General features: G+C 49.7%; 11 protein-coding genes and 1 pseudogene. 11 read left to right on the forward strand and 1 reads right to left on the reverse strand.

Features of this window, described 5'->3' with window-relative positions; all coding sequences use genetic code 11:
* The 11 genes and pseudogenes from ACESLU_RS07550 to ACESLU_RS07600 all read left to right on the forward strand — a co-directional run.
* Positions 1-347 (forward strand): annotated as a pseudogene (locus ACESLU_RS07550) (thiopurine S-methyltransferase); the annotation flags it as partial.
* 140 nt (positions 348-487) lie between these two features.
* Positions 488-967, forward strand: a complete 480-nt coding sequence (locus tag ACESLU_RS07555; protein WP_372637362.1) for a hypothetical protein — start codon at positions 488-490, stop codon at positions 965-967.
* 6 nt (positions 968-973) lie between these two features.
* Positions 974-1837, forward strand: coding sequence for a hypothetical protein (locus tag ACESLU_RS07560; RefSeq protein WP_372637365.1), 864 nt, complete (start codon positions 974-976; stop codon positions 1835-1837).
* A gap of 281 nt (positions 1838-2118) precedes the next feature.
* Positions 2119-2673 carry a 16S rRNA (guanine(966)-N(2))-methyltransferase RsmD gene (gene rsmD / locus ACESLU_RS07565; protein WP_372637368.1) on the forward strand — a complete coding sequence of 185 codons (555 nt, stop codon included), beginning with the start codon at positions 2119-2121 and terminating at the stop codon, positions 2671-2673.
* 13 nt (positions 2674-2686) lie between these two features.
* Positions 2687-3196: a pantetheine-phosphate adenylyltransferase gene (gene coaD, locus ACESLU_RS07570; RefSeq protein WP_372637372.1), complete on the forward strand. Its 510-nt coding sequence runs from the start codon at positions 2687-2689 to the stop codon at positions 3194-3196.
* A gap of 198 nt (positions 3197-3394) precedes the next feature.
* Entirely contained in the window at positions 3395-4588 is a 1194-nt protein-coding gene (locus tag ACESLU_RS07575; protein WP_372637375.1) for a pyridoxal phosphate-dependent aminotransferase, read from the forward strand.
* A 226-nt stretch (positions 4589-4814) separates the two neighbouring features.
* A complete protein-coding gene (locus ACESLU_RS07580) occupies positions 4815-5132 on the forward strand; it encodes an FmdB family zinc ribbon protein (protein WP_372637378.1) in 318 nt (105 codons plus the stop codon).
* A 163-nt stretch (positions 5133-5295) separates the two neighbouring features.
* Positions 5296-5904: a GbsR/MarR family transcriptional regulator gene (locus ACESLU_RS07585; protein WP_372637380.1), complete on the forward strand. Its 609-nt coding sequence runs from the start codon at positions 5296-5298 to the stop codon at positions 5902-5904.
* Positions 5901-6287 carry a YraN family protein gene (locus tag ACESLU_RS07590; RefSeq protein WP_372637382.1) on the forward strand — a complete coding sequence of 129 codons (387 nt, stop codon included), beginning with the start codon at positions 5901-5903 and terminating at the stop codon, positions 6285-6287. The genes ACESLU_RS07585 and ACESLU_RS07590 overlap by 4 nt, the downstream gene beginning before the upstream one ends.
* A gap of 114 nt (positions 6288-6401) precedes the next feature.
* Positions 6402-6707 carry a septum formation initiator family protein gene (locus ACESLU_RS07595; RefSeq protein WP_372637385.1) on the forward strand — a complete coding sequence of 102 codons (306 nt, stop codon included), beginning with the start codon at positions 6402-6404 and terminating at the stop codon, positions 6705-6707.
* 260 nt (positions 6708-6967) lie between these two features.
* Positions 6968-9655 (forward strand): putative LPS assembly protein LptD, encoded by a 2688-nt coding sequence (locus ACESLU_RS07600; protein ID WP_372637387.1) that lies wholly within the window; start codon positions 6968-6970, stop codon positions 9653-9655.
* A 35-nt stretch (positions 9656-9690) separates the two neighbouring features.
* On the opposite strand, the gene ACESLU_RS07605 is transcribed toward ACESLU_RS07600, so the two are convergent.
* Positions 9691-10146, reverse strand: a 456-nt coding sequence (locus ACESLU_RS07605) for a riboflavin synthase (RefSeq protein ID WP_372637390.1), incomplete at its 5' end; no start/stop codon positions are given.

Genomic DNA, 10146 nt, shown 5'->3' on the forward strand with positions numbered 1-10146 from the left:
ATTTTCAACAATTACCACACGCTCCCATTCATCCTGCAGACGCTGTATACGACAAAGCCTCCCTGGTTGCCTTACCTGCCGCAATAAGAAAAAAGTATGCCAGGAAGCTACTTGAACTGCGTGACAGCCATACTCAAATACTACTGCAAAGTTTCGAATACAAACAGGATGAAATGAACGGACCGCCTTTTTCTGTGCCTGAACGGGAAATAAAGAACCTTTTGGGGAACTTTTTTAAGCTGAAGCTCCTGCAGGAACAATCGAAATTCGAAAAGGTTAAACAGTTTCACCAGCGAGGTTTATCCTCCTATTTTATGGAAAAAATATACCTCCTGTCGCCCAGGTGACCAATTTAACGAGGAACAGGCAAGGTTTAACTTGTGCTTCGCCGTCAGCTTTTTTTAGTTACAGTTGCATATCAATATGTCGGCATGTATTTTCAAAGTCATAATTTCGCTAAACACTATAATTATATATCCATCGCCACATGAATGTTGAACAGCGTAATCGACTCATAAGTATTGTACTGGCAATTATTATTATTGCATTAGGATATTATCTTTATCGTTCAATTGTAGATCCTTACCAGGAAGTCATTGAACGTGAACAAATGACTGAACGAGTTCGGGAGCGTATGACGACAGTCCGTGAAGCCCTGAATCTATACAGACGTCGAGTTGACAGTTTTCCCCCGTCAGATGGAGGACTCGATACGTTGGTTCAGTACCTGAAAACCGATTCGCTGATGTCCATACAGGCCGACTCTATCCTCGCGCCGGATGATCCTGCAGAAGAATTCAATGTCGATTCACTGATTTATTCCCCGCGTCCCCCTCATTCCAAATTTGAATACACCCTCAACGATACGCTGCGTCCACAGATTTATCTGCTCAAAGATCCCGACAGTGAAGATAAGATAGGATCACTCGAAAATACCACAGAACTCAACGAAGCCAGTTGGAACTAATGGAAAATGGAGCATCAACATCCCAGTTTAGGGCTTTGCTTTTTTGATAATCAACTTTTCTATGCGGTCAGCCAGCCGGATGCTTCCCGCAGCCTTGCCCGAATAGGGTCGTTCGACTTCACTATCGATACCACGGAAATGCTGCTGGACGAATCTGAGCAACATTTCCGGGGTATTAAACAAACCGTTGCCCAGCTCAACGAGGAGTTTAATATCCGTCACCTTCGGATCCATTCTTTTCCCACCCGGGAGTGCTGGACTACCGTGCCCAAGATTATCTATGACAATGCCGACGAGCGGGAGCGTCATATCAGCATCCTTATGAGTGGAACAGATCGCAGCCAAATTGAAGCTACCTGGTATAACCTGAGTAACCAAAAGTACAAGTTCCTGCTGCTGCGGGACAAAGCCTATCAAAAGAATCTGCACCAGCTGGCCTCGGATACCGCTACCACCGATCTTATCAGTGATTTCGAAATCGGCAGCCGCTGGATACAGCATGCCGACCCCGGGGGATCCTTTATGACCATCGGTTGCTTTAGGGATTGCATCAGCATCACCTCTTTTATACTGGGCAAGCTGCGCGGAGCCACCTATATCTCCTTCGACGACATACAGGATCTGCCCTATTTCTGGCTGCAGTACACCCGTGAGCTTGCCTGGATGCGCGGGCTGCACGAAAAGATTTACGTCTACGGCATGGAGGCTTTTCGTGTTATTGACATCCTGGAACCCTTCTGGGACGACAGCGGAGAGGTTACCAAGATGGATTCGCTCAACACAATACAGATTGACGCCGGGGAGACAACCTACGGATTCAATCTTGAAAAGGCCTTTCCCGCTATGATGCTCGCCCTGGATTACCACTGACAAGCCCTGTTGTTAGTGGTCAATCGACCGCCGGAATAGGTCCTTCCCTGTTATTTTTTGTACCTTTCAGAAAAATCCAGCCAGTAGCTTGAACCGATTCCTGTTTTTATTTATATAGGAGGCTTTACAAAGCCCGACTGTCATCCTGACCGTAGTTGAAAGATTTCCCTCTGAAACCACAATCGTTATTTGAAGTTCTTCGACAGGCTCAGAATGACAAATTCAATGGTTTTTCAAAACCTTCATACATTCACTATATATATATATTATATAAATAATATATGCGCATAATTACCGGCATACTCAAAGGAAGGAAAATTCACATCCCGAAGACCCTTGACGTGCGACCCACGACCGACCGGACGAAAGAGGGACTTTTTTCAATTCTGGATGCCCGGAAATATATTCGCGGGGCCCGAGTGCTCGATCTGTTCGGAGGGTCCGGGAATCTGGGGTTCGAAGCTCTCTCCCGCGGCTGCGATAGCGTCCTTTTCGTGGACAATGACCGCCGCAATATCCGGCACATCGAAAAAGTGGCGGAAGAGTTTGAGCTATCCGGCCAGATACGAACGGCTGCCTCGCAGGTAGGGGACTTTTTGGAAGGCATGCCCCTGCCTTATGACATCATTTTTGCCGACCCGCCGTATGACTACCCCCTGATGGAGGAGATGATCGAAACTATTATATCGGATGGCTGGCTTGCGGACAACGGGTGGCTGATCCTGGAGCACGACAAGCGGCACGATTTCAGCAATCATGCCCACTGTGCCTACAAAAAAGAATACGGACGCACACACATCAGTATTTTCCTGCCCGAAGAGGGAGTTCAATTCTAACCATTGATCAACTATGAAAACCTTAGCTCTTTATCCCGGCTCTTTTGATCCCATCACCTACGGTCACCTCGATATCCTGGAGCGAGCCACCGAACTCTTCAGCAAAATTGTCGTCACGATCGCCGTCAATAACAACAAGGATACGGTGTTTTCCGGCGATGAGCGCGAGGCCCTGATCCGGGAATGCCTGACCGGCAAAGAGTGGGCCTCGCGGGTGGAAATTCAGCAATTTACCGGTCTGCTGGTCGACTTTGCCAAAGAAAAGAACGCCCAAACGCTAATTCGAGGCGTACGGCAAATATCAGATTTTGAATATGAATTCCGCATGGCCCTGACCAACCGCCGGCTGGCTCCCGAGGTGGATACCGTCTTTTTAATGCCCAACGAACAGCTCACCTTTATCTCCGCCTCACTGGTCAAGGAAGTCGGCTACTGGGGCGGCGACCTATCCTCTTTCGTCCCCACGCATGTGGCCGAAGCCCTGACGGCCAAATTCGAAGAGCAGCGGCAGTCGGAGGAGTGACGCTTAGGGACCTGCCGAACTGCTGGACCCGCTCAAATTATTCCCGGCAGGACAAGGATAAAGAAGATGTGCCTTCCGTAAACACCTGCAGGAATGATTGTTCAAAAAAGGTTACAAAGTCCTTTTAGAATAAGAGCCCGTTTTTTTCTATTTTCCTTCCTTTATAAAAACCAATACAAAACTGATTAACAAGACTTTATGATTTCCAAGCGCGCCCAATCCGTTGCACCTTCTGCAACACTTGCAATTTCTGCCAGAGCCAAGGAACTGAAACGACAGGGAAAGTCCATTATCTCCCTGAGTGCCGGCGAGCCGGATTTCAAGACGCCGGAGCATATTTGTGATGCCGCCATCCAGGCTATCAAAGATGGTTTCCATGGCTATACCATGAATACCGGCACCCCGGAGCTGCGCGAAAGTATTTCGATCAAGCTGCAGCGCGATAACGGGCTTTCCTACGACCCCTCGCAGATAATCTGTACCAACGGGGGCAAGCAGGCCCTGGGATTCAGCATGCTGGCGCTGATTGATGAAGGAGACGAGGTGATCATCCCGGCCCCCTACTGGGTTTCCTATCCCGAGATGGTGAAGCTGGCCGACGGTACGCCCGTGACCATACGCACGTCATTCGAAAACAATTACCGGATGACCCCGCGTCAGCTCGAGGATGCAATCACGGACCAAACCAAGGCCCTCATTCTCTGCTCGCCCTCGAATCCCACAGGCGCCTGTTATACAGCTGAAGAACTGGAATCTCTGGCCGAAGTGCTGCGCAAATACCCGGATGTCACTATCATATCGGACGAAATTTACGAGTATATTGTGTTTGAAGGCGATCATGTGGGCATTCTGAATGCAGCTCCCGATCTCAAGGAGCGTACGCTCTATATCAACGGATTTTCCAAAGGTTTTGCCATGACGGGATGGCGGCTGGGATACCTGGCGGGTCCGCAGCACTTTGTGAATGCGGTGGCCAAGATACAAAGCCAGGAAACATCGGCCCCTTCCTGCATTTCGCAGAAAGCCGGCGAAGCAGCCTACCGCGGAAGCCTGGATGCGATAGAAACCATGCGCGAATCGTTTAAAGAGCGTCGAGATTTTATATTCGAGAGGCTGTCGGCGATAGAGGGACTCCAATGCTTTAAGCCTTCGGGTGCTTTCTATGTGTTCCCGGATATTTCGCATTACCTGGGCACCACGACGGAAAGCGGCGATGTGATTGACACCAGCACTGATTTATGCCTGTACCTGATCGAGGAACAGGGGCTGGCAGCCGTACCGGGTGATGCCTTCGGCGAACCCAATGGCATCCGGCTCAGTTATGCTTCCGGGTTGGATGAACTCAAGGAAGCGATGAGCCGCCTGGAAAATGGATTGCGCAAGCTGTCCTGAAAAAATGGCCGGCTGTAAAACGTTTGGCACGTTTTATGCTGTATGACGAGTAGGTGCATTTGAGATACGAAATCAGAACATATCCTGTCAGGGGACATGCAACTGTCCCCAAACAGCAGGAAGAAACAGGGAAAGCCGCATCTTTAGTCTTTCCCTGTTCATAGAACCTGGAATACCAATACCATTAAGGATTAACTATTTTATTTAATAGCTACTATTAATCGCTATGCCTACATACGAATACAAACGAGAAGACGGTTCCACATTTGAAGTAAAACAAAGCATAAATGATGACGCCCTGGAAACCTGTCCCGAAACCGGCCAAAAAGTAAAACGCATCATTTCCGGCGGGGGCGGCGTAGTCTACAAAGGAGACGGCTGGTATGTCACCGATTACAAGGACAGCGATCGCAAGGAGAAGCGGGCTGAAGCCGCCAAAAAGTCCAATGGCGAGGCTTCGTCACCCGCAACCAGCGATGAAAACAGCGAAAGTAAAAATAACAGCAAGTCCTCTAATAAGGCCGATACCACCGCGGACATCTAACAAGAAGCTTGGAAAAACCGGGGATTTTGTTCAACGTCCAGCCAAAGAAAGGTTGGAACCGTAGCATATAGCCCATATGTGAAGGTTTCAACCAGTCGATAACGCCAACATTGGTCAAAAAGCCGGTTTTGCAAGGGCCTCAACAACTGCATTCAGTTCACCTATGGTGCCCGACAAACGTTCACAAACCCATAAAGAAGCGTTAGAGCAATTCGTACTGCTCTGGGGGGAAATGGCATCGGCCTGGGGCATCAACAAGACCATGGCCCAGATTCACGCCCTGCTCTATGCCGAAGCCGATCCGCTGGATACGGACGCTATCATGGAGCAGCTGGACATCAGCCGCGGCAATGCCAATATGAACCTGCGGAACCTTTTGCAGTGGCAGCTCATTCACAAAGTGCATTTCAAGGGGAGCCGCAAAGACTATTATACGGCCGAAAAGGAGGTCTGGAATATGGTCGCCACAATCATCCGGGAGCGACAGCAGCGCGAGGTGGCCCCCATCCTGGAAAACCTGAATGAGTGTCTTCAGCTTTTCGAGGACAAGGAACAACTTTCCGGGGAGGAAGCGGCCTTCCGCGAGCGCATTGAGAGCTTTACAGAATTTCTGGAGATGTTCGAACGGTTTACCGAAGCGCTCCTGCCGTATATCAACAAGCGAAATCTCAAATTCCTGAAACACCTGGTAAAACTGGCCGAGATGAAACACAGCATGACCGGCACCGATTCTTCCTCATCCGCAACCGAATCAAGGGAGGGATCACAATGAGTGACAGCGATAAATCCACCAGAGAATTGGGCCATGAAGGCGAGGAGCTGGCCGCCGCCTACCTTGAATCCAAGGGATATACGATCCTGGAACGCAACTATCACTTCAGGCATGCGGAAGTGGATATTGTAGCCTACGACAACGAGGCCTATATTGTTTTTGTGGAAGTCAAACAGCGTTCCAGCAACCGGTACGGAGAGCCCGAGGAGTATGCGGACCGGGAGAAGATGGAAAAAGTGTACAAGGCGGCCGAAGCCTGGATCTATGAACGAAAAATGGATGGAGCGCCGGTCCGTTTTGACGTCATATCCATTCTGCATCCCCCGGACGGGTCGCCCGACATCAAACACTTCGAGAATGCGTTCACGAAGGGGCGGCGGTAACCGTTTTCATCCGGGCTAATCGGTGCGATCTATTAGAAAATTGCGTTTCAGCTATGTTTTGTAGTATCTTGTGCCGGAAGCGGACTCCTGTTAAATTTTAGCCTTATATCCCCGATGAAGATCAAATACCTGAATCCCCTGCGCTGGCGCAAGTCCTTCCTGGCTCTGATCCTCGGAGGCGTGGTGTTTATCTGGTTTGCGTTTTTCGACACCTACAGCCTATGGACCCGTTTTCAGCTTAACCAGCGAATGGATCACCTGCAAACGAAAAAGAAAGAGCTTCAGCAGGAGACGCTCATTTTAAAAGAAAAGATTGAAAATCTGGAAACGGATCCCAGTTTGCTCGAACGTATCGCCCGTGAAGAATACGGGATGAAAAAAGAGGGGGAAACCGTTTATAAAATCAGGGAAGTGGATTAGTCCGCATGCTTGGCAGCAGTTGTCATTCCGATCTGTCTTGTTGAATATACGAATAACTACCACTACCTTTTTCACCCTTCATTTCCAGGCACATCTCCCTTATACTACAGAAGATTTAGTCAAGTTATACTATCTTAACGCCTGATACTCAGCAGCAAAACTTCCGTTTCCAGCCATATTACTGCATGAATAGTTACCGGACATATGTAAAAGACCGAATATCCGCCCGTGGCTGGGTCCTTTTATTACTCCTTGTGGGTATGGCCAACCTCTTGCAGGCCCAGGATATGGAAATGGAAAGAGCCGATACCCTGGGCGGGGATATGACCGGTGGTGCCGGGCAACAGGGTCCGCCGGGAGAGCGGGGAGGCGGCGGACAACAGGGGGTGGCCCCTGTTCCCGAGCAAGAGGGACAAATCAATTTTCAGTCGAGCGATTCACTGGTCTTCGTATTCGATACCAGCCGCACGGCTACGCTCTATGGCTCGGCTTCGGTTTCCCATTCGGCGGGTCAGCTTAAAGCCGGTAAAGTCTCCCTCAATCTCGATCAAAATATTGTAAGCGCTGATACACAAACGCCCGAGGATACCCTTTCGCAACCCGTTCTTATACGGGAAAATGACGAGGTACGAAGCAACCGCATCGATTTTAATTATGAAACGGAAAAGGGACGTTTTGAAGTTGCCCGGGTCAATATACAGGATGGTAGAGTTACGGGCACCCGTGTTAAAAAGACCGGTCCGCATGTGGTATTTCTCGAAGATGCCATTTATTCCACCTGTATGCTCGATCATCCCCATTATTACATTCAGGCGGATCGGATGAAAGTCGTGGATGAAGAAAAAATATTTTTTGAACGGGCCCGCCTTTTTATCCTGGATATTCCCTATCCGCTCGTCTTCCCATTCGGGTACCTGCCGGGCAAATTTGACCGCAGACAATCGGGATTGCTGGAACCGACCTATGCCTTCCAGAACAAGCAGACGCGCGGGCTCGGCCTCCAGAACCTGGGATGGTTCCAGTACTTCAACGATTATATTACCGCACAGGCCTCGATGGATATCTTTACGTCGGGCTCCTATTTTGTGGATGCGCAGACCAACTACCGGTTGCGGGACAAATTCAGCGGAAGTATACAGATCGGCTATTCGAATGACAATTCGGGCCTGGAGCCTACGGATCCCAGCTACCAGACGACCGTCCAAAAACGACTGGCTATCTCACACCAGCAGGATTTTTCTCCCTATGCCAGTTTTAATAGCAATATCAACCTGCGTACCGCCGATTATTTTCAGCAGAACTCCTACGATCCGTCCGACCGTGCAGAAACGAGTACCAGTTCTAATGTGAACTATCGATACCGGCATCCCGACGGCACCTATAATTTCGACATATCCATCCGCCAGAATCAAAATTTCAAGACCAACGTCACCCGGCTTTCGGGTCCCGATATGAATTTCAGCTTAAAGAGGTTTTCACCTTTTGAGGATGATCAGACGACCTCTGAAAATGAACGTTGGTACGAAAATATCTCGGTAAGCTACCAGAATACGTTTGACTCCGAGTTCAACTACTCTCCCACTCAGCAAGATTCCGCCCGGTACAACTGGTTCGAAGTACTTCTTGACCCCCGTAAATACGAAGAAGCAACCGGTGATGATGAACACTTCCAGTATGGTTTCCGGCAGCAGGCGGATATCAGCCTGGGACAAATCCTCAACAGCCGGTTTCTCAATCTGAGTGCCAATGCCAATTACAATGAGTACTGGTTTCCCAGCAGCACCCGGAAATCATTCAATCCCGATTCCAATAGAGTAGAAGAACGCCGGGCACAGGGCTTTACCACAGCCCGAGACTTTTCAACCGGACTGAGCTTCTCCACGACTGTCTATGGGCTTATGAATGCCAATATCGGTAACCTTCAAAGTTTCCGGCATACAATGCGCCCATCACTCTCCCTTAGCTACCGCCCCGATTTCAGCAGCGATTTCTGGGGTTTTTATCGCACCGTACAAACAGGTCCCCAGCGCGAAGATGGAACCGTTCCCGAGCAGCGCTATTCTATCTTTGAGAATGAGGTATACAGCGGGCCCGGACGGGGCGAACAGCGGTCGCTGGGCTTCAGTATTAATAATACCTTTGAGGCGAAGCAGGTAAAACGCGATTCTACAGGCGAAAAGCAGGAGAACGTGGTCCGGCTGATTGACCAGCTGAACATGAGTTCAAGCTACAACTTCGCGGCCGACAGTCTGAAACTGGCCGACCTTAACACCTCTTTTTCCGCCCGCGTTATAGATGGAATGAGCATACGGGCCAGCGCCAATTTTAATTTTTATGAGCGGAATGAATCGGGAAATAAGATTGACCGGTTTCTGCTGACCAACTCCGGGAATCCGTTAGAAATGACCCGCTTCTCTGCCAGTACCAGCTACTCCTTTGACTGGGGACGCAGCGGGGGACTCCAAACCAGTAACCGGGATCCCCATTTTCCGGCAAACTACGATCCGCTCAATCAGCGGATGTTCCACCCGGTAGACCCGCACTTTAACACCCAGCCGGTGCAGGAGTTCAACTCCCCCTTTTCTTTCTCGGTGAACTTCAGCTATCGCTGGAATCTGAATCCCACGGGTAGCAACCGGACCTCGGCAACCATCAATGCCAATAATATCAATCTGAAGCTTACCCCTCGATGGGACTTCCGTACCCAGATCGGATATGATTTTGTACGCAAGGAGCTCACCCCTTCGCAATTTTCGCTGAACAGGAGCATGCACTGCTGGAACCTCTCTTTCACCATGAATCCCTTCGGAGAGTCCCAGTACTATTTCTTTTCGCTCCGGATCGATGCGGGACAGCTGCAGGGGATCATCCAGAAACTGCCGATCCTCAATAATCTCGAACGGAGTTCCACTCCCACAGGCCGACGGGCGCCGCGCGGTTTCAGATAGCGGGTGGCGGGCGATTTACAGGTGGTAAAGTCCCCCTATCCTCCGCGATTCTCCATGTATTTGATAACATATTTGCCCAACACATCAAACTCCAGGTTGACCGTATCTCCCGGATTCCTGGTTTTCAGGTTGGTATGTTCATAAGTATAAGGAATAATAGCAACAGTAAATGTATTCTCACGCTCCCGGGCTACCGTCAGGCTGATGCCGTCCAGGGCAATGCTGCCTCGCCCAACTACCAGCGATGCATGTTCTGCAGGATAGCAGACGGTCAGCAACCAATCCGATCCCTCTTTTTTAATTTGCCGTATCGTTCCTGCAGCATCTACATGGCCCTGAACAAGATGACCATCCAGCAGCTGATTGGGACGCAGTGAACGTTCGAGATTCAACAGGTCCTCTTCCCGAAGATCTCCGATATTCGTTTTGCGCAACGTCTCTTCCACGCTTTGGACCGTAAACGTCGTTTCATTATGCCTTGTAACCGTATG

It is taken from the genome of Fodinibius sp. (genome assembly GCF_041642155.1).
Lineage (GTDB): Bacteria > Bacteroidota > Rhodothermia > Balneolales > Balneolaceae > Fodinibius.

What these genes read in the sequence shown, in the direction of transcription:
- ACESLU_RS07555 (WP_372637362.1), top strand. Translation starts at nt 488, where the DNA reads ATGAATGTTGAACAGCGTAATCGACTCATAAGTATTGTACTGGCAATT.
- ACESLU_RS07560 (WP_372637365.1), top strand. Translation starts at nt 974, where the DNA reads ATGGAGCATCAACATCCCAGTTTAGGGCTTTGCTTTTTTGATAATCAA.
- rsmD (WP_372637368.1), top strand. Translation starts at nt 2,119, where the DNA reads ATGCGCATAATTACCGGCATACTCAAAGGAAGGAAAATTCACATCCCG.
- coaD (WP_372637372.1), top strand. Translation starts at nt 2,687, where the DNA reads ATGAAAACCTTAGCTCTTTATCCCGGCTCTTTTGATCCCATCACCTAC.
- ACESLU_RS07575 (WP_372637375.1), top strand. Translation starts at nt 3,395, where the DNA reads ATGATTTCCAAGCGCGCCCAATCCGTTGCACCTTCTGCAACACTTGCA.
- ACESLU_RS07580 (WP_372637378.1), top strand. Translation starts at nt 4,815, where the DNA reads ATGCCTACATACGAATACAAACGAGAAGACGGTTCCACATTTGAAGTA.
- ACESLU_RS07585 (WP_372637380.1), top strand. Translation starts at nt 5,296, where the DNA reads ATGGTGCCCGACAAACGTTCACAAACCCATAAAGAAGCGTTAGAGCAA.
- ACESLU_RS07590 (WP_372637382.1), top strand. Translation starts at nt 5,901, where the DNA reads ATGAGTGACAGCGATAAATCCACCAGAGAATTGGGCCATGAAGGCGAG.
- ACESLU_RS07595 (WP_372637385.1), top strand. Translation starts at nt 6,402, where the DNA reads ATGAAGATCAAATACCTGAATCCCCTGCGCTGGCGCAAGTCCTTCCTG.
- ACESLU_RS07600 (WP_372637387.1), top strand. Translation starts at nt 6,968, where the DNA reads ATGGCCAACCTCTTGCAGGCCCAGGATATGGAAATGGAAAGAGCCGAT.